This window comes from Microbispora sp. NPDC046933 (genome assembly GCF_040644635.1).
In the GTDB taxonomy this organism is placed as follows: Bacteria; Actinomycetota; Actinomycetes; order Streptosporangiales; family Streptosporangiaceae; genus Microbispora.
On sequence record NZ_JBEYWW010000046.1, the window covers coordinates 1 to 23,292 of the forward strand.

26 protein-coding genes are annotated in these 23,292 nt (G+C 72.9%); 10 read left to right on the forward strand and 16 right to left on the reverse strand.

Annotated elements, in window-relative coordinates:
* The 3 genes from ABZ857_RS38835 to ABZ857_RS38845 form a co-directional block, all read right to left on the reverse strand.
* Positions 1–372: hypothetical protein (locus tag ABZ857_RS38835; protein WP_357054093.1), on the reverse strand; the 372-nt coding region annotated here is incomplete at its 3' end.
* Between the two features lie 121 nt (positions 373–493).
* Positions 494–1,372, reverse strand: a complete 879-nt coding sequence (locus ABZ857_RS38840; protein WP_357054096.1) for a sugar kinase — start codon at positions 1,370–1,372, stop codon at positions 494–496.
* A gap of 67 nt (positions 1,373–1,439) precedes the next feature.
* On the reverse strand, positions 1,440–1,985 hold the full coding sequence (locus tag ABZ857_RS38845; RefSeq protein ID WP_357054099.1) for a type 1 glutamine amidotransferase domain-containing protein: 546 nt from the start codon (positions 1,983–1,985) through the stop codon (positions 1,440–1,442).
* Between the two features lie 91 nt (positions 1,986–2,076).
* Between ABZ857_RS38845 and ABZ857_RS38850 the strand changes: the two genes are divergently transcribed.
* On the forward strand, positions 2,077–2,841 hold the full coding sequence (locus ABZ857_RS38850; RefSeq protein WP_357054102.1) for a DUF72 domain-containing protein: 765 nt from the start codon (positions 2,077–2,079) through the stop codon (positions 2,839–2,841).
* Positions 2,842–2,875: 34 nt separating this feature from the next.
* Here the strand turns inward: ABZ857_RS38850 and ABZ857_RS38855 are convergent, their stop codons facing one another.
* Positions 2,876–3,442, reverse strand: coding sequence for a hypothetical protein (locus ABZ857_RS38855; protein WP_357054105.1), 567 nt, complete (start codon positions 3,440–3,442; stop codon positions 2,876–2,878).
* Between the two features lie 222 nt (positions 3,443–3,664).
* Between ABZ857_RS38855 and glnII the strand changes: the two genes are divergently transcribed.
* Both glnII and ABZ857_RS38865 read left to right on the forward strand, forming a co-directional pair.
* Positions 3,665–4,678 (forward strand): glutamine synthetase, encoded by a 1,014-nt coding sequence (gene glnII / locus ABZ857_RS38860; protein WP_357054107.1) that lies wholly within the window; start codon positions 3,665–3,667, stop codon positions 4,676–4,678.
* Between the two features lie 148 nt (positions 4,679–4,826).
* Positions 4,827–5,936, forward strand: a complete 1,110-nt coding sequence (locus ABZ857_RS38865) for a glycerophosphodiester phosphodiesterase (protein WP_357054110.1) — start codon at positions 4,827–4,829, stop codon at positions 5,934–5,936.
* Positions 5,937–5,956: 20 nt separating this feature from the next.
* Here the strand turns inward: ABZ857_RS38865 and ABZ857_RS38870 are convergent, their stop codons facing one another.
* Complete coding sequence (locus ABZ857_RS38870) at positions 5,957–6,874, reverse strand: LysR family transcriptional regulator (RefSeq protein ID WP_357054113.1); 918 nt, start codon at positions 6,872–6,874, stop codon at positions 5,957–5,959.
* Between the two features lie 69 nt (positions 6,875–6,943).
* Between ABZ857_RS38870 and ABZ857_RS38875 the strand changes: the two genes are divergently transcribed.
* From ABZ857_RS38875 to ABZ857_RS38895, 5 genes are all read left to right on the forward strand, one after another.
* Entirely contained in the window at positions 6,944–8,137 is a 1,194-nt protein-coding gene (locus ABZ857_RS38875) for an MFS transporter (protein WP_357054116.1), read from the forward strand.
* A gap of 82 nt (positions 8,138–8,219) precedes the next feature.
* Entirely contained in the window at positions 8,220–9,182 is a 963-nt protein-coding gene (locus ABZ857_RS38880; RefSeq protein ID WP_357054119.1) for a metal ABC transporter substrate-binding protein, read from the forward strand.
* Positions 9,179–9,940 (forward strand): metal ABC transporter ATP-binding protein, encoded by a 762-nt coding sequence (locus tag ABZ857_RS38885; protein ID WP_357054122.1) that lies wholly within the window; start codon positions 9,179–9,181, stop codon positions 9,938–9,940. Before ABZ857_RS38880 ends, ABZ857_RS38885 begins: the two co-directional genes overlap by 4 nt.
* Positions 9,937–10,818, forward strand: a complete 882-nt coding sequence (locus ABZ857_RS38890) for a metal ABC transporter permease (RefSeq protein WP_357054125.1) — start codon at positions 9,937–9,939, stop codon at positions 10,816–10,818. Before ABZ857_RS38885 ends, ABZ857_RS38890 begins: the two co-directional genes overlap by 4 nt.
* A 76-nt stretch (positions 10,819–10,894) precedes the next feature.
* Positions 10,895–11,722, forward strand: coding sequence for a metal ABC transporter permease (locus ABZ857_RS38895; RefSeq protein WP_357054128.1), 828 nt, complete (start codon positions 10,895–10,897; stop codon positions 11,720–11,722).
* A gap of 8 nt (positions 11,723–11,730) precedes the next feature.
* On the opposite strand, the gene ABZ857_RS38900 is transcribed toward ABZ857_RS38895, so the two are convergent.
* The 7 genes from ABZ857_RS38900 to ABZ857_RS38930 all read right to left on the reverse strand — a co-directional run bounded on the left by ABZ857_RS38900 (position 11,731) and on the right by ABZ857_RS38930 (position 17,367).
* The gene (locus tag ABZ857_RS38900) at positions 11,731–12,006 is read right to left on the reverse strand and encodes an isoamylase early set domain-containing protein (RefSeq protein ID WP_357054131.1); all 276 of its coding nucleotides are present in this window, start codon (positions 12,004–12,006) and stop codon (positions 11,731–11,733) included.
* A gap of 76 nt (positions 12,007–12,082) precedes the next feature.
* On the reverse strand, positions 12,083–12,901 hold the full coding sequence (locus tag ABZ857_RS38905; RefSeq protein WP_357054134.1) for an SAM-dependent methyltransferase: 819 nt from the start codon (positions 12,899–12,901) through the stop codon (positions 12,083–12,085).
* 15 nt (positions 12,902–12,916) lie between these two features.
* Positions 12,917–13,648: a hypothetical protein gene (locus ABZ857_RS38910; RefSeq protein WP_357054137.1), complete on the reverse strand. Its 732-nt coding sequence runs from the start codon at positions 13,646–13,648 to the stop codon at positions 12,917–12,919.
* Positions 13,645–15,105, reverse strand: a complete 1,461-nt coding sequence (locus tag ABZ857_RS38915; RefSeq protein ID WP_357054140.1) for a hypothetical protein — start codon at positions 15,103–15,105, stop codon at positions 13,645–13,647. Before ABZ857_RS38915 ends, ABZ857_RS38910 begins: the two co-directional genes overlap by 4 nt.
* The gene (locus ABZ857_RS38920; RefSeq protein WP_357054143.1) at positions 15,102–15,956 is read right to left on the reverse strand and encodes an ABC transporter ATP-binding protein; all 855 of its coding nucleotides are present in this window, start codon (positions 15,954–15,956) and stop codon (positions 15,102–15,104) included. The genes ABZ857_RS38915 and ABZ857_RS38920 overlap by 4 nt, the downstream gene beginning before the upstream one ends.
* Positions 15,953–16,780, reverse strand: a complete 828-nt coding sequence (locus ABZ857_RS38925; RefSeq protein WP_357054146.1) for a zf-HC2 domain-containing protein — start codon at positions 16,778–16,780, stop codon at positions 15,953–15,955. Before ABZ857_RS38925 ends, ABZ857_RS38920 begins: the two co-directional genes overlap by 4 nt.
* The gene (locus tag ABZ857_RS38930; protein WP_357054149.1) at positions 16,777–17,367 is read right to left on the reverse strand and encodes a sigma-70 family RNA polymerase sigma factor; all 591 of its coding nucleotides are present in this window, start codon (positions 17,365–17,367) and stop codon (positions 16,777–16,779) included. Before ABZ857_RS38930 ends, ABZ857_RS38925 begins: the two co-directional genes overlap by 4 nt.
* 94 nt (positions 17,368–17,461) lie before the next feature.
* On the opposite strand from ABZ857_RS38930, the gene ABZ857_RS38935 reads away from it, so the two are divergent.
* A complete protein-coding gene (locus ABZ857_RS38935) occupies positions 17,462–18,451 on the forward strand; it encodes a zinc-binding dehydrogenase (protein WP_357054152.1) in 990 nt (329 codons plus the stop codon).
* 10 nt (positions 18,452–18,461) lie between these two features.
* Here ABZ857_RS38935 and ABZ857_RS38940 read toward each other — a convergent pair whose 3' ends face one another.
* Entirely contained in the window at positions 18,462–19,520 is a 1,059-nt protein-coding gene (locus tag ABZ857_RS38940) for a sulfite oxidase (protein ID WP_357054155.1), read from the reverse strand.
* A gap of 36 nt (positions 19,521–19,556) precedes the next feature.
* Positions 19,557–19,721: a hypothetical protein gene (locus ABZ857_RS38945; RefSeq protein ID WP_357054158.1), complete on the reverse strand. Its 165-nt coding sequence runs from the start codon at positions 19,719–19,721 to the stop codon at positions 19,557–19,559.
* A gap of 207 nt (positions 19,722–19,928) precedes the next feature.
* Between ABZ857_RS38945 and ABZ857_RS38950 the strand changes: the two genes are divergently transcribed.
* Positions 19,929–20,894: an LLM class F420-dependent oxidoreductase gene (locus tag ABZ857_RS38950; protein ID WP_357054161.1), complete on the forward strand. Its 966-nt coding sequence runs from the start codon at positions 19,929–19,931 to the stop codon at positions 20,892–20,894.
* On the opposite strand, the gene ABZ857_RS38955 is transcribed toward ABZ857_RS38950, so the two are convergent.
* A complete protein-coding gene (locus ABZ857_RS38955; protein WP_357054164.1) occupies positions 20,891–22,339 on the reverse strand; it encodes an alpha/beta fold hydrolase in 1,449 nt (482 codons plus the stop codon). The genes ABZ857_RS38950 and ABZ857_RS38955 overlap by 4 nt on opposite strands.
* A 115-nt stretch (positions 22,340–22,454) precedes the next feature.
* Complete coding sequence (locus ABZ857_RS38960; RefSeq protein WP_357054167.1) at positions 22,455–23,240, reverse strand: aminotransferase class IV; 786 nt, start codon at positions 23,238–23,240, stop codon at positions 22,455–22,457.
* Positions 23,241–23,292 lie beyond the last annotated feature (52 nt).

The following is a 23,292-nucleotide window of genomic DNA, read 5'->3' on the forward strand; positions in this document are numbered from 1 at the left end:
AGCCCGACCGGCACCGGTTGCGCCGTCGCTGGTGGCCTCACCGTCTGTGACCCCACCGTCTGTGACCCCACCGTCTGTGACCCCACCGTCTGGGGCCTCACTGTCGGGGGCCGGGCTGCCGGTGTGACTTGCGTGCTGCCCCGGCTCGGGGTCGATGATCGGAAAGTACTCGCAGGCGAGCGAGCCCTCGGACGACCACAACGGCGAACCGGCGGTCAGCCGGTCCCACCAGTCGCCGTCGCGGCCGGTGCCCCCGTTGGCGCTGTTGCCGCCGTTGCCCCTGTTGCCGCTGTTGGCCTGATCGCCGTTGTTGGCGTTGTTGGCGTTGTTCGAATCACGAGGGTGCCCAGGATCGGAGCCGAACAGATCCATGGCACCTCCTCGCCGGATTCGAAAGTCTGTTTTAATTTTCTCCCGCCAACCTCACGATGAGCAACCGCGCGGCGCGATTTGTTGGAGCTACAGGCTTTCGGATTGAGGCGTACGACGAGGTTCACGGGGGCAGTTCGCCGCGGGTGGGCAGGCCCTGCCAGGAGCTGTGGCTGGCAACCGCGAAGGCGGCCACCGAGATGCCGCGCTTGAGGCGGTCCGCCGGATGCAGCCCGTCCAGGATCGCGCTGAGGTAGCCCGCGACGAACGCTCCGCCGACCTCGGAGGGATCGACCGCGGTCACGGGGGCGGCCTGGGTGTCGTAGCGCAGGCCCTCGACGGTGGCGCTGGCGCCCTTGGCGCCCCGGGTCACGACCAGTTCGGGCGTGGACGCGAGCACGGGCTCCACGAGCATGAGTTCGTCCTGGGTCGCGAAGAGCACGTCGGCCGAGGCGGCGAGTTCGGTGAGCCCCTGCCGGGCCTCCTCCGCGCTCTCCCACAGGTTCGCGCGGTGGTTGACGTCCACGGAGACGAGCACCCCGGCGTCCCTGGCGAGCTTGACGGCGTGGTGGACGGCGCTCCACGCGAGGCCGCTCAGTCCGAGGGTGACGCCGGTGACGTGCAGGATCCGCGCCGACTGGACCGCCTCACCGGGCACGTCGCCGGTCGACAGGTGCGACCCGGCCGAGCCCTCGCGGTAGTGGACGGCGTGCGACGAACGGCCGATGCGTCGCTGGCGGAGGATCAGCCCGGTCGCCGTCGTCTCGTCCACCCGTACGTGGGAGACGTCCACTCCCTCGCCGCGCAGGACGGTCAGCGTGCGGGTGCCCAGTTCGTCGGCGCTGACCCGGCCCAGCCAGCTCACCGTGTGGCCGAGCCGGGCCAGGCCGACCGCCGTCGTCAGCTCGGGCCCCTCCACATCGAGACGGATGGTGATGTCATGCCGGAGCCGGTCGCCGGAGACGACGCCCAATGCCTCTCCGAGTGTGAAAACCTCGGTCATGCCGTAAGTCCGCGGGATCGCACCCGGAAAGCATGACAGAGCCTGAACCGCCCGGGAAAGCCCTGGCTCAGCCGCCGAACGCGTCCACGGCGGCCTGGCAGAATGCCTTGAGGTCGTCCGGCTTCCGGCTGGTCACCAGCGTGTTCGGGCCATCCGTGCAGACCACGACCTCCTGGTCCACCCAGGTCGCCCCCGCGTTGCGCAGGTCGGTCTGGAGGCTGGGCCACGAGGTGAGCGTGCGCCCGCGCACCACGTCGGCCTCCACGAGGGTCCACGGCGCGTGGCAGATCGCCGCGACCGGCTTGCCCGCGTCGAAGAACTCCTTGACGAACCGTACGGCCTCCGGCCGCATCCGCAGGAAATCGGGGTTGGCGACCCCGCCGGGGAGGACCAGCCCGTCGAAGTCGGCGGCGGAGACCTCTCCTGCCACGGCGTCCACGGGGAAGGTGCCGGCCTTGTCGAGGTGGTTGAACGCCTGGATCTCCCCGGGCTTCACCGAGACCAGCCTCGGCGTGCCGCCCGCCTGCTCGACGGCCTTCCACGGTTCGGTGAGCTCGACCTGCTCGACTCCTTCAGGGGCGACGAGGAATGCGATCGTCCTGCCCTGGATCATCGTGCTCCCCTTTCGGTGTGTTTTTGCTCGGTCTTGACGTCGCGTGCCCCGCTGGCCGCGATCTATGCCGTTCGCTGGGTAGGGGAGGGACATGCCCGTGCTGGTGGGGACCTCTGGGTGGCAGTACGACGACTGGCGCGACCTCCTCTACGGCGGCGTGCCCCAGAGGCTGTGGCTGGAGAGCTACGGCGAGACCTTCGCCACGGTCGAGAACAACAACGCCTTCTACCGGCTGCCGAAGCGAGAGACGTTCGAGTCGTGGCGGGAGCGTACGCCGGCCGACTTCGTCATGGCGGTCAAGGCCAGCCGCTTCCTGACGCACATCAAGCGGTTGAAGGACCCCGAGGAGCCGGTCGAGCGGCTGATGGGCGTGGCGGAGGGCCTCGGCCCGAAGCTGGGCCCCATCCTGCTGCAACTGCCGCCGACCCTGCAGGTGGACGCCGGACGGCTGCGGGCCTGCCTGGCCCGGTTCCCGCGTGCCGTACGGGTCGCCGTCGAGCCGCGGCACGCCTCGTGGTGGACCGACGAGATCCGCGCCCTGCTGACCGAGTGCGGGGCCGCGTTGTGCTGGGCGGACCGTCTCGGCCGGCCGGCCGGACCCCTGTGGCGTACGGCCGACTGGGTCTACCTCCGCTTCCACGAGGGAGGAGCCGAACCCTGGCCCAGCTACGGCCGGCGCGCGCTGCACAGCTGGGTGGACCGCCTGGGGGACGTGCCGGACGCCTACGTCTACTTCAACAACGACCCCGGCGGCGCCGCCGTACGCAACGCGATCACCTTCGCGGAGCTGGCGTGCGCGCAGGGACGGGACGTCGGCAGGGTCCGGCCCCCCGAGCCGCAGCCCGTCCGGTCGTGACCGGACGGGCGAGTGCCACCCCCGACATGACGGATCAGACGCGGCGCTCGTCGGCCGCGTGACGCCCGCCCGCCACCAACTGGTCGGGGGACGACTGCTGGGCGGGCACGGAGAGGCGGTTGTGCGGCGCGGTGGGACGCTCCGCGCGCTCGGCCCGGTCGTCGACGCCGTCGCGGTCCCGGTCGACCTTCGGATACTGCTTGGTGACGGGCTCGGCGGCCGGGACGGCCGGGACGGCCGGGGCGGCCGGAGCGGTCGTCGAGGTCGTCGAGGTCGTCGAGGTCGTGGTGCTCGTCTCCAGACGGCGCTCCAGGTCGCGCTTCTCGGCCTCCAGGCGGGACACGCGGTCCCGCTCCGCCAGGCGCGCCTCACGCAGCCGGCGGCGCTTCACCGCGGCACGGCGCATGCCGCCGGTGATGAGCAGCAGACCGGCGACGAACACGGCGGCGGTCACGACGCCGGCGATGAACAGCTCGAACGGGCTGAGGTTGAACGTGCGGTCCAGGACCGTGATCGGCATGGTGTTCGCGGTGTCGTTGACCGACACCTCGATCACGGCCGCCGCCGCGATCAGGACCAGAAGCAGGCCCAGTAAGACCATCTGCTCTCACTCCCAAGGTGCGGTTGCGATTCGTGGACGTTCTCCGACTGCCCGTACGGGCGCGGATCATGTGCGTCAGGTCACACGAGGTCACAGGGAGGGCAAGGCAAAGAATCCGCGTTAACACCGTGTTCACAAACGGGCAAAAGCTACGAAATGCCAAAAGGGCAATCTCGAGCGTGGCGGACGAACGCCAGGCCGCCTCGTTCGAAAGGGATCGACGTGACCTACAAGGCCGAGTACATCTGGATCGACGGCACGGAGCCGACCGCGAAGCTCCGGTCCAAGACCAAGGTCCTTGCCGACGGCGCCGAGCCGCCGCTGTGGGGCTTCGACGGGTCCAGCACCAACCAGGCCACCGGTCACTCCTCCGACCTGGTGCTCAAGCCGGTGTTCACCTGCCCCGACCCGATCCGGGGCGGCGACAACGTGCTGGTCCTGTGCGAGGTCCTGCACACCGACATGACCCCGCACGCCACCAACACCCGCGCCCCGCTCGCGGAGGTGGCCGAGCGGTTCGCCGACCAGGACTCGTGGTTCGGCATCGAGCAGGAGTACACCTTCTTCAAGGAGGGCCGCCCGCTCGGCTTCCCGCTGGGCGGCTTCCCCGCCCCGCAGGGCGGCTACTACTGCGGTGTCGGCGCCGACGAGGTGTTCGGCCGTGACATCGTCGAGCTGCACCTCGACCGCTGCCTGGCCGCCGGTCTCAAGATCTCCGGCATCAACGCCGAGGTCATGCCCGGCCAGTGGGAGTTCCAGGTGGGTCCGGGGGGTCCGCTGGAGGTCGGCGACCACATGTGGGTCGCCCGCTGGCTGCTCTACCGCACGGCCGAGGAGTTCGACGTCGCCGCCACGCTCGACCCCAAGCCGGTGAAGGGCGACTGGAACGGCGCTGGCGCGCACACCAACTTCTCCACCAAGGCCATGCGTGAGGGCTACGACGCGATCATCACCGCGTGCGAGGCCCTGGCCGACAACGCCATGGAGCACGTCAAGAACTACGGCCACGGCATCGAGGACCGCCTCACCGGCCACCACGAGACCGCTCCGTGGGACAAGTTCAGCTACGGCGTCTCCGACCGCGGCGCCTCGGTCCGCATCCCGTGGCAGGTCGAGGTGGACAAGAAGGGCTACATCGAGGACCGGCGCCCCAACGCCAACGTCGACCCCTACGTCGTCACCCGCCTGATGGTCGACACCTGCTGCACGGCCCTGGAGAAGGCCGGTCAGGTCTGATCAGCCCCACGAGGCGCTGAGACGGTTCCCCCGTCCTCGTACGGCTCCCGCACCACGCGGGGGCCGTACGCATTTTCTGGGGCAAGCGTCGCCTGGACGGCACGCGGCGGTCACGTCGGGTACGCCTGACACGCCTACCGTCCGTGGCATGACCAAGATCCGCAAATCCGCCGCCGTCGTCCTGTCCGTCCTCCTTGCGGGTACGGTGACCGCTGTGTCGTACCAGCCCGAACCCGCCGACGCCGCCAGGCGAGACCGTGAACCCGTCGTCATCGGCCACCGGGGCGCCAGCGCCCTGCGGCCGGAGCACACGCTGCTGTCCTACGAGACGGCGATCGCGCTCGGGGCCGACTACATCGAACCCGACCTGGTCTCCACCAAGGACCACGTGCTGGTGGCCCGCCACGAGAACGAGATCTCGGGGACCACCGACGTGGAGAACCACCCCGAGTTCGCCGCCCGCCGCACCACCAAGACCATCGACGGGGTGGCGGTCACCGGCTGGTTCACCGAGGACTTCACGCTGGCCGAGCTGCGTACGCTGCGGGCCACCGAGCGCATCCCCGACCTGCGCCCGCAGAACGCCGCCTTCGACGGCCTGGCGCAGATCCCGACGTTCGACGAGGTCGTGGAGCTGGCCCGGCGGCACGGCGTGGGCGTGTATCCGGAGACCAAGCACCCCACCTACTTCGACTCCATCGGGCTGTCGCTGGAGGAGCCGCTGCTGGAGGTGCTGGGCCGGCACGGCTGGCGCGACCGGCGCGATCCGGTCTTCATCCAGTCGTTCGAGACGGCCAACCTGCGGGAGCTGCGCGGGAAGACCCGGCTGCCGCTGATCCAGCTCGTCAACGGCTCCGGCGCGCCGTACGACCGGGTGGCGGCCGGAGATCCGCTCACCTACGACCAGATGGTCACGCCCGCCGGGCTCAAGGAGGTCGCGTCGTACGCGGACGGCATCGGTGCGGCGACCTCACGGGTCGTTCCCACGGGCCCCGACGGCCGCCTCCTCGCCCCCACGACGCTGGTGCGGGACGCCCACCGGGCCGGGCTCGACGTGCACGTGTGGACCGTCCGTGACGAGAACTCCCAGCTCCCGGCCGACTTCCGGCTCGGCGACCCGGCCAGTCCGGTGTACGCGCGGGCGACCGGCGACGTGATGGGCTGGCTGGCGAAGCTGTACGACCTCGGGGTGGACGGCGTCTTCGCCGACAACCCCGGCATGGCCCGGGCCGTCCTGGCCGGGCGGGCCCGGCACTGAGGGGTGCGCGGCTGTCGTGATCAGGTGGCCTCGACCGCCTCGACCGCCTCGACCGCCTCGACCGCCGCGACCGCCGCGACCGCGCGGACGAAGGCGGCGACGGCCACCGAACGCGCGTCCCGCGGCCAGGCGACGGAGAGCGTGACCGGCTCGAGGTCGGCGACGGCGCGGTAGGCGATCTCAGGCCGCGGGTAGCGTCGTGCGATCGAGGCGGGGAGGAACCAGACGATGCTGCCCAGCTCGACCAGCTTGAAGATCTGCGTCATGTCCATGACGCTCTGCTCGGACGCGGTCACGAGCTCGCGGCGTGTCGTCCGCACCCACTCGCAGTCGCCCTGAGTGACGGTGGCGCCGCTGGGAAGCCTGCGGCCGAGGAAATCGGCCAGCCGCAGCTCTGATCGGGCGGCCAGCGGATCACCCGCCGCCAGGGCGGCCAGGCGGGGCTCGGTCAGCAGCGGCTGGTGGTCCAGGCCACGCTCGTCGAAGGGGCCGGACACCAGCGCGACGTCGGCCCGGCCGTCGCGCAGCGCCGGCGCCTGCGCTCCCCGTCCGCCGAGCACCAGCTCCACCGCGAGCGCCGCTTCCTCGCCCTGGTAGGCGGAGAGGATCCGCGGCAGTAGCCCGGCGTCATGGTCGGCCTTGAGCGCGAGCCGCAGCCGCGGCTCGGACCGGCCCGCGTGCCGGGCGCGCCGGCCGGCCGCGGTGATCGCGTCGAGGGCGGTACGCGCGTCCCGCAGGAAGACCTCTCCCGCCGTGGTGAGTGCGACGTGACGTGTGGTGCGCTCCAGCAACTGCACGCCCAGCTGGCGCTCCAGCGTCCGGATCGCCCGGGACAGCGGGGGCTGTGCCATGCCCAGCCGCTCGGCCGCCCGCCCGAAGTGCAACTCCTCCGCGACCGCCACGAAGTAGCGAAGCTGCCGCACCTCCAGATCATTCATATCCGCAGGGTATCAATGGTGATCCGATTGATCCTTCAGGTTCACCGCAGGTCCCGATTGACTGATTTCATGATCAACGCAGTGAGTGGAGAGCTCACCGGGCGATGGCGAGGGCACGCGGCGATCCTGGCGGTCGGGACCTTCGCCGTGGGCACGGACGCCTTCGTCATCGCCGGAATCCTCCCCGAGATCGCCCGGTCGCTGGACGTCGGCGTGGCGGCGGCGGGCCAGCTCGTCACGGTCTTCTCCGTCGCCTACGCCGTGCTCGCCCCGGTGCTGGCCACGCTGACCGCGGGCTGGTCGCGGCGCGTCGTGCTGCCCGCCGGGCTGGCGCTGTTCGCCGTGGGCAACGTGATCACCGCGCTGGCGCCCGCGTACGGCCTGGTGCTGGTGGCACGGGTGGTCGCCGCGGGCGGCGCGTCGCTCTACGCGGCGACCGCCAGCGCGACCGCCGCGGCGCTCGCCGGGGACGAGCGCCGAGGCAGGGCCATCGCGATCGTCATGCTCGGGCTCACGTCGTCGCTGGCGCTCGGCGCCCCGCTGGGCACCGCGGTGGGCGCGGCGCTCGGCTGGCGGGCCACGATGTGGCTGGTCACGGCGTTGGCCGCGGTCGTGGTTCCGGTCATCGCCGGCCGCCTGCCCGACGTCGGTCATGGCCCGGCGGGCAGCCTGCGGCGGCGACTCGCCCCGCTCGCCGACCGGCGGGTGCTCGGTGTGCTCATCACCACGGTCGTGGCGTTCACCGGGATCTACGTCCCCTACACGTACCTCAGCGCCGTGTACGAGCCGGCCACCGGCGGTCAGGGCGGCCGGTTGGCCGTGTTGCTGCTGGTGTTCGGGGTGGCCGGCACCGTGGGGAACCTGGCGGCGGGGCACTTCACCGACCGTCGCGGGCCCCGGCGCGTCGTGATCGCCGGCACGCTGCTCCTCGCCGCCGTCCTCCTCCTGGTGCCGGTGCTGCGCGGCTCGTACGCGACGGCGCTGGCGGCGGTCGCGGCCTGCGGCCTGTTCTCCTTCACCGTCACGACGCCGCAGCAGCACCTGATCATGAGTTACGCCCCGGCGGGAATGCAGCCGATGGCCGCCTCGCTGAACCAGTCCGCACTGTATCTGGCGGTCTCGCTGGCCGGCGCGGCGGGTGGGATCGCGCTCGACGCCGCCGGCGCCACGCTTCTCCCGCCGCTGGCGGCGGTGCTCGCCGTGGCCGCGGCCGGCCTCAGCTGGTGGTACGGCCGAGCGCACGGCCGAAGTGTCCCAAGTTGACAATGATTTTCATTTGCGAGACATTTGGAAGGGATGTTTCCCCTGATACACCGACTTTGATATGCCGCCTTGAGGATTCGTCGTGCTCTCGCCGCTCGCCCGTACGCTGTCGTCCGCCGCACTGATCGTCCTGTTCGCCGCCGGGTGCGGCGGCGCGGACAAGCCTTCCTCGCCCTCTGATCCGGCCTCTGATCCGGCGCGGCCGTTGAAGGTGGTGGCGACCACCACGCAGGTGGCCGACTTCGCCCGCAACGTCGGCGGCGACCGGGTCAGCGTCCACCAGTTGCTCAGGCCGAACGTCGACCCCCACGACTACGAGCCGTCGCCGGCCGACATGCAGGCCATCGCCGAGGCCGACGTGCTCGTCAAGAACGGGGTGGGCCTGGAGAAGTGGCTGGACGAGACGATCTCGGCCGCCGGCTTCGACGGCCCCGTGGTCGACGCCTCTCAGGGGATCCAGATCCGCAAGGGCGACGGGTCGGAGGAGGAGAGCGGCGGTGATCCGCACATCTGGCATAACCCGCTGAACGTCAAGACGATGGTCGCCACGATCGAGAAGGGGTTCGCCGCCGCCGACCCGGACGACGCCGCGGCCTACCAGGCCAACCGGGCGGCGTACGACACGAAGCTGGACGCGCTCGACGCCGAGATCGCGAAGAAGATCGAGTCCATCCCCGCCGACCGGCGCAAGCTGGTCACCAACCACGACGCCTTCGGCTACTACCTCGACCGTTACAAGCTGACGTTCGTCGGATCGATCATCCCGAGCTTCGACACCTCGGCCGAGCTGTCCGCCAAGCAGGTGTCCGACCTCGTCGCCAAGATCAAGGCCACCGGGGTGGCCGCGATCTTCTCGGAGGCGTCGCTGCCGCCCAAGACGGCCGAGGCGATCGGCCGCGAGGCCGGGGTGACGGTCGTGGCGGGCGAGGACGCGCTGTACGGTGACTCGCTCGGCCCCGAGGGGTCGGCCGGTGCGACGTACCTCCAGATGGAGGAGCACAATACGGACACCATCGTCAACGCGTTGAGGGGGACCGCCGGATGAGCGAGCGCGCGCCGACCCTGGTGCTCGACCGGGCGAGCGTGGCCTACGGCGACGTCCCGGTCCTGGAGGAGCTGGACGGCGTCGTCCACGAGGGCGAGGCCGTGGCGCTCATCGGCCCGAACGGCGCGGGCAAGTCCACGCTGATCAAGGCGCTGCTCGGCCTGGTGCCGGTCGTGCGCGGCCGGATCGAGGTGCTGGGCCGGCCCCCGGCGCAGGCCCGCCGCGACGTCGCCTACGTGCCGCAGGCCGACACGCTCGATCCCGACTTCCCCGTGTCGGTCGAGCAGGTGGTGATGATGGGCCGCTACCGGCGGATCGGCTGGCTGCGCCGTCCCTCCGCCGGCGACCGGGCCGAGGTCACCGAGGCCCTGGAGCGGGTCGGGCTGGCAGGGCGGGCGCGCGACCGGTTCGGCACGCTGTCGGGCGGGCAGCGCCAGCGGGTGCTGCTGGCCAGGGCCATCGCCGCCAAGCCGCGGATGCTGCTGCTCGACGAGCCGTTCAACGGCGTGGACGCGGTCAGCCAGCACGCGCTGCTGGAGGCGATCGGCTCGCTGAAGGCGCAGGGCGCCTCCGTCGTCGTCAGCACCCACGACCTCGCGATCGCGCATCTGGCCTGCGACGAGGTGTGCCTGCTCAACCGGCACCAGTTCGGCTTCGGCCCGACCGGCGACGTGCTGACGCCCGAGCGGCTGCGCGCGACGTACGGCGGGCACGCGCTCGAACTGCGCGGCGACCGTGTGATCGTGACCCAGACATGATTGTCTTCGAGCCGTTCCATCTGCCGTTCATGGCGCGGGCGCTGGTCGAACTGGTCGTCCTCGGCGCGCTCGCGGGCACGGTCGGCGTGCTGGTGCTGCTGCGCCGGCTCGCCTTCGTCAGCGACACCCTGACGCACACCGTCTTCCCCGGCGTGGTCATCGGACACCTCATGGCCGGGGACGGCGGCATCTTCTGGGGGGCGCTGGCCGCCGGAGTCGTCACGGCCGTCCTGCTCACGCTGCTCACCCACCGGCGCCGCGTGAGCGAGGACGCCGCGCTGGCCATGCTGCTGACCACGCTGTTCGCGGTCGGGGTGGTGCTGGTGTCGCGGCAGACGGGCTTCACCTCCGACCTCACCGCGTTCCTGTTCGGGCGGGTGCTGACGGTCACAGAGGAGCAACTCGCGCAGACCGCCGTCGTGACGGTCCTGGTCGTGGCGTTGCTGGCGGTGCTGCGGCGGCCGCTGCTGCTGCGGGCCTTCGACCCCGAGGGCGCCCGCGCGGCCGGTGTGCGCGTGGGCCTGCTCGACCTCGTGCTGAACGTCGCGGTCGCGCTGGTCGTCGTGGCCGCCGTGAAGGCGGTCGGCACGGTCCTCGTGATCGCGCTGCTCATCGTGCCGGCCGCGGCGGCGCGCAACCTGTCGGACCGGCTCGCGGTCATCGTGCCGCTGGCCTGCCTCGTCGGCGCGGTCGCCGGGTGGCTGGGGCTCGTCGTGAGCTACGAGGCGTCGGTGGGGCACGGCGTCAGGCTCGCCTCCGGCGCGACCGTGGTGCTCGTCCTGGTCGTGATGTACGGCCTGGCCCACGCCGCCGGGTTCGTCCGCAGGAAGGTGAGCCTGAGCCGCGCCCGCCGCGCGGTTGTGGAGAGTGCGGCATGAGCGAGCGGAGCGAGCGAATCGACAAACACAGCGCGCCTTGCGAATGCGACCCCGAGCCGCTAGGCGAGGGGGTGGCATGAGCTGGCTGGACTCCACCGTTCACCGGGCCCTCGTCGAGGCCGTCCTCGTCGGCGCGCTGGGAGGAGTCGTCGGGGTCTTCGTGGTCGCGCGGCGGCTGCCGTTCTTCACGATGGCCCTCACGCACGCGACGTTCCCCGGCATCGTCGTCGCCGCCCTGCTCGGGGTGAACCTCTACCTCGGCGGCGGGTTGTTCGGGCTGCTGGTGGTCGCCGCCGTCCTCGTGTTCGGCCGGGGCCGGGGGCAGGATTTCACCACGGCCACCGGCATCGCGCTGTCGGGCGGTTTCGCGCTCGGCGTGGTGCTGGTGTCGGCCCAGGACGGCTTCACCAAGGACCTGGCGGCCTACACGGTGGGCGACGTCCTCGCCGTCGGGACGGGCGACCTGGTGGCGACCGCCGCCGTGGCCGCGGGCGTGCTGCTCCTGCTCGCCCTGGTGGGCAAGGAACTGCTGCTCGCGGCGTTCGACCCGGTGGGGGCGGCGGCGCTCGGGCTGCCCACCGTGCTGCTGGATTTCGCGCTGCTCGCGGTCGTCGAGGTGACCGTCGTCGCGACCGTGCCCGCGCTGGGGACGATCCTCGCCGTGGCGCTGATCGTGGGCCCGGCCGCGACCGCCCGCCTGCTCACCGACAGGCTCGCGCCGCTGTTCCCGCTCGCCGCCGCGATCGGGGTCGCATGCGCGCTGGCGGGTGTGTGGGTCTCCACGCAGTGGAATGTCGCGACCGGGGCCTCCATCGCCCTGTTCGTCGGCCTGGTGTTCGGGGCCGTCTTCCTCGGCACCGCCGTACGCGGCCGGGTCAGGCGGGCCGCGGCCGTCAGGGCGTGATCTCCCTGTCAGAGGTGCAGCACGCTGCCCTGCTCGTCCACGTGGTCGGCGCTGTCGTCGTCGAACCACACGCCGCCCGTCGCGAGGTAGCGGAACCGGTGCGCGCCGGGCGGGAGGATCACCGACACGGTGCGGGTGCCGTTCCTGCGCCGCAGCAGTTCGTGGCGGCCGGGCAGCCAGTCGTTGAAGTCGCCCACCACGCTGACCGTCCCCGAGGGCTCGTCAACGGGCAGGGTGAAGGTGACTCGGGTCTTCTGCCCGAACAGCCTGGTGCGCTTGAGCATGCCGCATAGCCTGGCGTATCGCGTCTAAAGGAAGAAACCGGTACACGCAGGACGTAACACAATATTCACGGCCTTTTCAGGGCGCGTGTCCGACCCCGCAGAGGAACCACGTGGGCAGGTGCCGGCGGGCCTGCCGGGCGAGCAGGTTCTCGTCGTCGGGCCGCCAGTCGTCGAGCGGGACGAGGCCCGGTTCGATGAGGCGGAAGCCGTCGAACAACTCGTGGATCTGCTCCCGGCTGCGCAGCGTGACACCGGTGCTGGCCTGCCGATAGACGGCCGCCCCCTCGCGGGCGTCGCCGGCCCGTTCCTCGTCGGTGACGTGGGACAGCACGAGGTGGCTTCCGGGGGCGACGGACTCCCTGAGGCGGGCCACGAGCTCGGCCGGCTTGTCGTCGTCGGACAGGAAGTGCAGCACGGCCACGAGCAGGATGGCGACCGGCTCCGAGAGATCGATCAGCGACCGCAGCTCCGGATCGGCCAGGATCTCCTCGGGGCGCCGCAGGTCCCCCTGCACGGTGACGGTGGTGGCGGAGGTGCCCGACAGCAGGGCCCGGGAGTGCGCGAGCACGACCGGGTCGTTGTCCACGTAGGCCACCCGGACGCCGGGCTCCATCTCGTGCGCCACCTCGTGGACGCTGCCCTCGGTCGGCAGTCCGGTGCCGATGTCCACGAACTGCCGGATCCCGGCCTCGGCCACCAGATGGCGTACGGCCCGGCGCAGGAAGGCGCGGTTGCGGCGGGCCAGCATGGGGGCCTCGGGCGCGACCTTCAGAACCCGCTCCGCGGCCTCCCGGTCGGCTGCGAAATTGTCCTTTCCGCCCAGAAAGTAGTTGTACATGCGCGCGGGATTGGGGACGCGGGCGTCGATACCGGGTGGCGGCGCGTCATCGACCACGCAACATCTCCTCACTCACGGTAGTAAAGAGGACTTGGTGCGAGCATAAGGGCCGCCAGGGAAAAACCCAATGAAGAACGTCATAACTCTGTGACTCCACCTGGCCGGTCTCCGTGCCACGGGATTCCCGTTCGCCAACGCGAGGCACGCCACCGGCAGCGGCAGAATGACGAGCCACAGCCGATGGGCCACCGGCCACTGCGGGTCGTTCTGCAGCGGCCACAGCCACAGCTCGGCGGTCAGGAAGAGCGTGAGCGCGAGCAGCGCGAACTGCGCCGCCGTGCCCGCCAGGGCCGCGGAACGGCCGTGCCGGGGACGTAGCCGTACGGCGACGGCGGCGCCGGACAGCCCGGTGAGCACGCACGTCGCGGCCTCAAGCGCCAGGTCTCCGGCGAGCAGCGGGGAGCCGTGAGGCAGGAAGGCGACGATCAGCGCGAGGGACGTCCCCCAGGCCGCGAGGGCCGCCCCGGCGGCGAGCGCGGTGCGCAGCCACATCCGCAGCCATCGCGGCACGGGCGTCGCGAGCGCGCCGTACGCCATGGGATCGACGAGGGCGAACCCCGCCGTCGCGCCCATCGCCCCGGCGGACAGCCGCGACAGGACCACGGCGTCGCAGCTCACCACCGCGCCACGGGTGAGGGCGGCGGCGACGATCATCGCCACGGACGCCAGCCAGGTCCAGGCGAGCGGCGCCCAGTCGACGGCCCGCAGCATCGGGCGGACGAGGATCAGTGCCGTACGGATCACGAGCAGTCCTTCCTGTCGTCGGGGTCCGGGGTGAGGCCGAGCAGCGGGAGCGCCTGCTCCACCGTGGTCTTCGGGTCGATGAGCGTCGTCCAGTGGGCCCACATCCGCGACCGGGCGTCCGGGCGCGCGACCAGGCGCTCGGCGTACCGGTAGAGGCGTTCGGCGGCGGGCCGTTCGGAGTCCTTCGTCTGCGCCCAGGACGAGGCGGCCGTGCGCACCGGCCCGGCCTGGCCGCCCAGCCACAGGGCGACCAGCGTGCGGGCCTGCCGCCACCCGGCGCATCCGGGAGTGCCCACGCGGACGAAGACGTCGGAGGCGCCGTAGATCGGATCGGTGATCGACACGCGCCACCACTCGGGATCAGACAGACCGGCCACCCGGGCCGCCACCTGACCGCCGAGCCAGGCCTCGGAGAGCTCCGCGGTCCCGTGCCTGCCCCAGAGGAAGAACGGGCCGGTGGGATGTGGCCAGGTGGGCTTCATCATCGTCCCCCGTCCCTGGCCGGAGGAGACGTCGCCGACCCGCTGCCGGATCTCGGGCACCAGGTCCCGCGCGGCGGGCGGAACCGCGGCGATCACGGGCCGTACGGCGCGTGTCCAGCGCGGGATCCACGCCTCGTAGCCCGGATAGGCGCAGTAACGCACTCCCTCGATGTCCCGGCAGCGCTGTGCCTCGGGAGTCAGCCACCGCGCCAGCCTTTCCTGGGGCACCGCGTCGTGCGTACCGGCGATCGCGACGGCCCCCGCGGGCACCGCGACCGCCAGTCCGGCCAGCGCCGCGAGCGAGCGCCGGGGCCGCATGCCGTACCGGGACATTCCCAGGGCGGCGACCAGCGGGATCAGGGCGAGGAGATAGACGAGATGGGCCCCCGACGGCCGCGGGTTGATCTCCACGGGCAGGTCGTGACGCAGGATCACCGGGAGCAGCGCCGCCCACGAACCACCGGACCTGGACAGCTCCACGGGCGCGGCGACCGCGAAGAGGACGACGGGCCCGGTGGCCGGCCCGGGAAACCACCGGCCCACGGTGACGCCGAGGACGCCGCAGAGCGCCGCCCCCGCCGGCCCGGTCAGCGCCTCCCACGGATCGAACCGGCCCGCTGGGCGGGCGGGCAGCAGGCTCAGCAGGTGGACCGCCGTGGCCGCGCAGGCCACCACGGCGGCGACCGCCGGAGCGGTGGCCAGCAGCGCCCGGGTCCTGGCCGGGGCGCGGACCGGCAGCGCCCGGATGGTCTCCGGCATGCCGTGGCGCCGCTCCCGGTTCACGGCGAGGTTCGCCGCCAGCAGCGCGCCCGCCCCCACCAGCATGCAGCCGTACGCGGTGTCGATCGTCACCTCGGGCCAGGCGGGCGCGCGGGACCAGGTCTGCCACACGCGCAGCGCGACCATGAGCACCGCGGACCCCCAGACCAGCGGGCTGCGCAGCAGGAGGGCGGCCTCGAACCGCGTCAGGCTCACGCGGCCTCCTCGGTGCGGCCGACGAGGAGCAGGTAGCCGTCCTCCACCGTCGGTTCGGCCGGGACGGCCTCCGCCGGGGCGTCGCCGATGGTGCGGTAGCGCCCGTCGGCCGTACGCCAGAAGAGCGAGCCGGGCCCGGGGCGGTGGTCGCCGAGGCTCACCCGGCCTGCGGCGACGGCGGCGAGCCCGGCGGGGGTGCCGTCGAACAGGATCCGCCCGCCCTCCATCACGACCACCCGCTCGCACAGCGCCGCGACGTCCTCCGTCTGGTGTGTGGACAGCAGCACCGTACGGCTCTCGCCCAGCCGGGAGACCAGGGCACGCAGCCGCAGCCGCTGCTCGGGGTCGAGGCCGACCGTGGGCTCGTCCAGGACGAGCAGATCGGGCCCGCCCAGCAGGGCCTGGGCGAGCGCGAGCCGCTGCCGCATGCCGCCCGACAGCTTGCGCGCCTTCGTGCGTGCCCGGTCCGTGAGGCCGACCTCGTCGAGCACCCGCGTCACCTCCCGGTGCCGCTCGCGCCGGTCGGTGATCTCCTTGAGGATCGCGACGTAGTCGAGCGTCTCGAAGGCGGTGAAGTGCGGATAGAAGCCCGGGTCCTGCGGCAGGTAGCCGAGCCGCCGGCGCACTTCGGTCCGCCCGGACGTCGTGGCCGGGTCGAGGCCGAGGACGCGCAACTCCCCGGCGTCGGGTGCGAGCGTCGTGGCCAGGCAGCGCAGCAGCGTCGTCTTGCCCGCGCCGTTCGGTCCGAGCAGGCCCGTCACGCCCACGTCGAACGCGATGTCGAGGCCGTCGAGCACGGGCGTGCGGCCATATCGCTTGCGCAGGCCGCGCACACTGACGGTGGGGGTCATCTGGGCTCCAGAGCGGGATCGAGGCGGTGGCGCCGGACGTACAGGACGAGGGTGAGCAGCGCCGCCGCGCAGCCGTAGAGCACCTGCGCGGCGGGCCGGAACGGCAGCGTGCGGTCGTCGGTCACCGCTCCCACCGCGGTCACGGCCGAGAGCCAGCCGCCGCACAGGGCCACGGCGGCGAGAGGCAGCGGCACCCGCGTGGCCAGCGCCAGGCAGCCCGAGGTCAGCGCCAGCGCGGGAAGCAGCCAGGCCCAGGCGACGGGTGGCATGGTCGCGGCCGGCAGCAGCGGCACGGCCAGGGCGGTCAGCGCGAGTGCCGTCAGGAGCACGGCGACGGAGCGCACCAGCAGCAGCGGCGCCCCCGCCATGGGTGTGGCGGCGTACGTCTCGTGGGCGGGGTCGATCCGGCGGCCGTACGCGAGCGCGATGCCCGCCGTCGGCAACACGGGGGCCAGCGTCAGGAACGCGAGGAGACCGTGCTCGGCCAGGTGCGCGGCCGCCACCGCGAAGCCGAGGGCGGCCGCGACGGCCGCCGCCCACGCGCGGCTCAGCGCGGGCGTCGCGGCGAGCAGCCGGGCCAGGTGCCCGGGGACGCCGGCGCCGCGCAGCAGCCGCTCCGCCAGGGGCGGCCTGGGCGCCGTGACCTCCGCCGCGATCCGCTCCCACGACGCGGCGAGCCACCCCTCGTCGGCGGGCACCGCCGTACGGCACCGGCCACAGCGGACGAGGTGGGCTTCCACGGACATGACGCCCACCGGGTCGAGCGTGCCGTCCAGGTAGCGTTCCAGCAGGTCAGGCGGGATATGCCAGTCGCCGGTCGTCATGCCAGCTCCTCTCTCAGCCGGGCCTTGGCCCGCATGAGCCGGGTCTTCACGGTGCCCTCGGGGATGCCGAGCAGCCGGGAGGCCTCGCGGACGGTCAGGCCGTCGAGGACGGTCGCCTGGATCACGGCGCGCAATTCGGGCGACAGGCGGGCCAGGGCGCCGCCGAGGTCGCCGTGCTCGACCCCGAGCAGCACGTTGTCCTCCGCGGAGGCGAGGCGGGCGTCAGCCTCGGTGAGCGTGGCGGCGGCGATCCAGCGTCCGCCCGGCCGCCGCAGCCCGGAGGCCAGCCGCCGTGCGGCGATCGTCCAGATCCACGCGGCGGCGTCCTCGCCCTGTGGCGTGTAGCGCCGCGCCCCGCGCCAGACCGCGACGAACGTGTCCTGGATCGCGTCGTCCACGAGGTCGGGGTCGGCGCACCTGCGCAGCAGGCGGGCGCGCAGCCAGGGCGCGTGCCGGTCGTGCAGCAGCCGCAGCGCCTCGACGCGCTCCGCCGCCACCGCCGCCATCAGGTCGTGGTCGTCGCTGGACGGGCTCACCGGTGGCGGATGCGGGCGCCCGCGGGGGAGCCGCAGGGGGAAGGGACGCATGTCTCGTCTATCGCGCCGGATGCTCCGATCGGTTCACAGGACCTAGGTCCAAAGCCCGATGTGGGGGCGCGGCTCGGAGATCTATAACGGACACATGTACGCCATACGACTGCACGCCTTCGGTCCCGCGGAGAACCTCGTCTACGAGGAGGTCGAGGATCCCGAGCCCGGGCCCGGCCAGGTCCGCGTGGCCGTACGGGCGGCGGGGGTGCACCTGGTCGACACCACGTTGCGGGCCGGGAAGTACGCCGGCGGCCCGATCCCCGTCCCCGAGCTGCCCACGATCCCCGGCCGGGAGGTCGCCGGGGTCGTCGACGCCGTCGGGCCGGAGGTCGATCCGGGCCTGGTCGGCAGGAGGGTGGTGACCCATCTCGGCATGGCTCCCGGCGGCTACGCGGAACTGGCCGTACGGGACGCCTCGGCGGTCCACGAGATCCCGGACGGCCTGGGCTATGGCGAGGCGGTGGCGATGATCGGCACCGGCCGGACGACCATGGGCATCCTCGACGTCGCGGAGATCCGGGCGGACGACGTCGTCGTGGTGACGGCGGCGGCGGGAGGCATCGGCAACCTGCTTGTCCAGGCGGCACTGCGGGCCGGTGCCACGGTCGTCGGGCTCGCCGGCGGTGAGGAGAAGATTCGCCGGGTGCAAGCGCTGGGCGCCCACCACGCCGTGGACTACACCGCTCCCGGCTGGCCCGACGAGGTGCGGGCGCTCCTCGGCGACCAGGAGGTCACGCTGGCGCTCGACGGCGTCGGCGGGGACCTCGGGCGCACGACCCTGGAGTTGCTCGGCGTCGGCGGCAGGATCGTGCTGTTCGGCTGGGCGGACGCGCAGGGCGGCCCGACCGCGCTGACCACGGAGGACCTGTACGCGCGCGGCATCACCGCGGCGGTGGCGGTCGGCCCGCGGGTGCTGAAGCGGCCGGGCGGCCTGCGGGGCCTGGAGGAGCGGGCGCTGGCGGCGGCGGGGTCGGGGGCGCTGGTCCCGCTGGTGCAGAGCTTCCCGCTCAAGGACGCCGCCGCCGCGCACGCCGCGCTGGAGACCCGCGCGACCACGGGCAAGGTGGTGCTCGTCCCCTAGGCGACCAGCCCTAAGCCACCAGGACGGGGTGGGGGAGCACCGAGTTGTGGCAGTAGCCGAGGTCGTTCCAGGGGGTGGCCTCGGGCTGGGAGCGGCCGTGCTCGTCGGTGGCCCGCACCCGCACGACGTGCGCTCCCGGGGAGGGGTCCCAGGGGAACCGCCAGCGGGTCCAGACGCCCGGCAGGTCCGGCCCGTCGAGGGCGGCGGGCCGCCAGGGGCCGTCGTCGATCCGGTAGTCGACGGCGGCCACGCGGTCCTCCCCGGCGTACGCCCGGCCGCGGATCGTCTGCGGGCCGGGGCACAGCCGCGCGGGCCACGGCAGCTCGACCAGGCTCGCGACCGGTGTCGAGGTGATGGGCGCCGCCGGACGGCCGGGGGCGACGATCACGTAGTCCTCGGTGTTCCACGGCACGCGCAGCGGCCGGTCGGACACCTCGATTCGGCCCACCCACTTGATGCTCGCGGCGCCGAGCCAGCCGGAGACCACGACACGGGCGGGAAAGCCGTGGTCGGGCGGCAGGATCTCGCCGTTCATGGCGAGCGCGAGCAGGGTGTCGGGGGCCAGGGCCTTGGCGAGGGGCATCGGGCGGCGCCCGCGCGCCTCGTCGAGCCCTTCCGGCATCACCTCGACGGCGGCGTCCGTGAGGCCCGCCGGTTCGAGCAGGTCGCGCAGCGGGATCCCGGTCCACTCGGCGGTGCCGATCGCGCCGCGGCCCCACTGCACCCCGCCGAAGCGGTGGCCGTGCTCGGCCCCGAAGAGGGCGCGCCGGTTGCCCGCGCACTCCAGGGTGCGGACGACGGACACGAGCGGGAACCGGCGCCACAGGTCGTCGTAGGTGTAGCGGACGGAACGGCGTACGCCGCCGCCCTCCACGCGCAGCGCCCAGGTTCTGGGGTCGAGGCGGGGGGTCGGGGCGTGGTTGCGGACGAAGAAGCGGTCAAGGGGAGTGAGCAGGCCCGGCAGGCGGTCGGGCCTGCTGCCGTAGTCGAGGCCGGTGCCCGCGTCCTCCATGAGGGCGGCGATGACCGGCTTCACCACCGCCGTGCGGATGTCGGATGTCGTACGCATCGGCCCTTCCCTTCCGGACCGACGCGGTGACGGCCGTCAGCCCAGGTCGTGGCTCGCCCTGCGGGCCTGACGCTGCGCCCAGGACGCGAGACGCGACCAGCGCCGGGCCGCGGCCAGGCGGTTGGCGACGCGTGCGTTGTCGGCCTCGCGGTGCAACTGGGTGACGCGCTCGGTGGCCAGGGAGTAGTCGTAGAACATCATTACCGTCCAGGTCGCCGTTGTAACTGTCTTAAATTTCTTTGGCAGTTACAAAGGTACGGTAAAGGGATGTGACTGGTCAAGCTCGTTTAAACGGTCACGGGTGAACCTGGCGGCGCGGGAGCTCGGTGTGCGCGGGCGTTGGCCCGACCAGTACCACCGCGCCGTCTGACAGCGGTCTGACCGCCCGCCAGTGGGTAGGGGGGCCGTATGGCAGAGATCGGTTTCACCCTGATGAGCGAGCAATCGCCCGCGAAGGAGCTGGTGGAGGACGCGGTCGCGGCCGAGCGGGCCGGCTTCGGCTACGCGGTCGTCTCCGACCACTACTTCCCGTGGCTGGAGGAGATGGGCCACTCTCCGTACGCCTGGTCGGTGCTGGGCGCGGCGGCGCAGGCCACAGAACGGCTGCCGCTGATGACGTACGTGACATGCCCGATCATGCGTTACCACCCCGCCGTGGTGGCGCAGAAGGCGGCCACGATGGGTGTGCTCAGCGACGGCCGGTTCACCCTCGGCGTGGGCGCGGGCGAGAACCTGAACGAGCACGTGGTCGGGCACGGCTGGCCGCCGGTCAACACCCGGCACGAGATGTTCCGCGAGGCCATCGAGGTCATCAAGGAGCTCTTCCAGGGCGGTTACCGCAACTACCGCGGCGAGTACTTCGACATCGACTCGGCCCGGCTGTTCGACCTGCCCGAGAGGCCGGTGCCCATCGCGGTCGCCGCGTCCGGCGAGCAGTCGGTGGACATCGCGGCCGAGCTCGGCGACGGCCTCGTGGCGACCGACCCGGACGGGTCGTTGGTGGAGAAGTTCGCCGCGTCCGGCGGCGAGGGCAAGCCCGTCTACGGCCAGCTGGCCGTCTGCTACGACCCCGACAGGGACGCCGCGGTCGAGCGTGCGCACCGGCTGTGGCGCTGGTCGGTGACCGGCTGGAAGGTCATGTCGGAGCTGCCCGCGCCGGTCAACTTCGCCGCCGCGACCGAGACCGTACGGCCGGAGGACGTGGCGGAGAAGGTGCCCTGCGGCGCGGACGTCGGCGCCGTGGTCGAGGCCGTGCGGCAGTACACCGAGGCCGGCTTCACCCACATCGCGCTCGTGCAGGTCGGGCGGGAGCGCCAGCGGGAGTTCTTCGAGTGGGCGGAGAAGGAGCTCCTCCCCGCGCTGCGCGAACTCTAGACCCGCTCGACCGTGACGGCCGGGACGCCGCCGAGGCAGTCCGCGGCGGGCAGCCTCCCGGTGCGGACGAAGGCGGTCTGCAGCGCGACCACGCAGGAGGCCGCGCTGCCGCCGCTCTCCGGCACGTGCCCGCTGTTCGGCACGGTCACCGTCTCAGCCCGCGGGTACTGGCCGGCCGCCAGGCGTCCCTCCTCGACCGGGGTGTTCAGGTCGAACTCGCCCGACACCACGAGCACCGGCACGCGGGGCGGCGGCCCGCCGGACGGCGTCGCCGCCACGCCCGGCCAGCCCGCGCAGACGTCGCCCCGGTCGGGGATGCCGCTCACCCAGGCCTTTGGGCTGAAGGGCCGGAAGTCCGCGGGATCGAGCCGGGCCAGCCGGGCGCGATACCGTGCGGGCCGGTCCGCGACCGGCGTGCCCGCGGCCCACGGCACCGGGTAGTCGCCGCAGACCACCGCGGCGAAAAGGGCCACGCTGAAGTCGTCGCCGTCTCGCACCGCGCCGTCGCGGACCTGGCCGGCCAGCGCCGCGAGCGGCCCGGTGTCGCCGCCGGCGGCCCGGCGCAGGATCGCGGGCAGCCGCCCGAACAGCTCGGGGTCGTCCGACGCGACCTGGTAGACCATCCCGGCGAGGGCCGCCTCGTCCAGCGGACCGCCCTCCAGTGGCACCGGGCCGCGCCGCAGGCGGGCGGCGACCGTGGCGAGGTCCGCCAGCACCGCCCGCCCCTCGCACGCGCCGCGTGAGCGGTCGCACAGCGCGCCGACCGCCCGGCGCAGGGCCTGCGCGTTCTGCCTGGCCCATGGGTCGAACCGCAGCGGGTACGCCCCCGAGAGCACGATCGACCCGACGTGGTCCGGGTGCCGCCGGGCGTACACGGTCATCAGATAGGTGCCGTACGACTGGCCGAGCAGGTCGAGCCGGTCGATCCCCAGGTGAGCGCGGACGGCGTCGATGTCGTCCGCGGCGGCGGCCGTCGTGTAGTGGCGGGCCCGGTCGCCCAGCTCGGCGCCGCAGGCGCCGATCGCCGCCACGATCTTCGCCCGCGCGGTGGCGGTGGTCACCCCGGCCGCCGCGCGGCAGCGCAGCGGCTCCGACACGCCGGTCCCGCGCGGGTCCACCAGCAGCAGGTCGTGGGTTCTGAGCAGGTCGCGGTAGCCGGTGGCGTACATGGCGAGGGCGGCGGTGGCCGAGGCGCCGGGGCCGCCGGGGTTGGGCACGACCGTCCCCTGGGCGGGGCGCGAGCCGTCGAGGTGGCGCACCAGCGTGTAGCCGATCGCGATCGTGCCCGCCGCCGGGTCGGTCCGGTCGAGCGGCACCCGCAGCGTGCCGCAGGTCGCGCCGGGACCGCAGTCCGAGGAGGGGCGGGGGCGGGGCGGGGAGGCGCAGCTCTGAAGGGAGACGAGAAGGGCGGCGGCGGTGAGGAGCGCGGCCATCGCTTTGATCACGTCTCCCGATCCTCCCGGCCCGGACGGCCCGTGAGATCGTCCGTCCGGCGGGACCGTCGCTACCCCGCCCGTATCGCCGTCCCGCCGCGCTACGTCAGGGGTCTTACCTCGCGGGTCAGATCGGGTCCCACGGGACGGACTCGTAGATCTCCGCGACGGCGGCGGCGAACGCGGCGTCGACGGGCAGGGCGAGGTCGTCCACCCTGTCGACGGGGGCGACTCCGTGAGAGTTGGTCACCAGCACCGAACGGAAGGACGGCAGGTCGGCCAGCCGCACCGGTGCCCGACGGGACGGGAACCCGGCGGCGGGCAGCCGGGGCTCCAGCAGCCGCATCGTGATGCCGTGCAGGCAGGGTGCGTCCGGCCAGGTCACCCGCGACCCGTCGAAGAAGGCGACGTTGGCGACGCCGGACTCGGCGATCACGCCTCCCGGTCCGGTGAGCAGCGCGTCGTCGAACCCCTCGCGCTCGGCCAGCTCGCCGTAGTGGATCTGCCCGAAGCTCCCGACGTGCTTGATGTGCGCGACCGGCCGCTGGTAGGGCACGGACTTCAGGCGAACAGGTCCCTCCGGCGCGGGGACCGGCGGCCGCACGACGACCATGACGGACGGCGCGGCGTCCGGGTCGGGCCGGTGGACGACGACGCGGACCGACGCGTCGGGGGTGTCGCCCAGTGCGTGCTGGATCCGGCGGCGGACCAGGTCGCCGTCCAGGCCCGTGCCGAACAGCTCCCGGCTGGCGGCGTCGAGCCGGTCCAGATGCAGGGCGAGGCCGCGGGTCGCGAACCCTCTGACCTGCATGGCGGTGAAGTGTCCGTAGTTCACCAGGGCGCGGTGGCCGAGTTGCTCGACCGTGGGCGGGCGGCCGTCGATCTCGATGCGGGGAGCGGGAGAGGGTGTCACGATCACCAAGGTAACGGCCCGTGAGATGATCGCGGTCGGCACCGCGGATGGG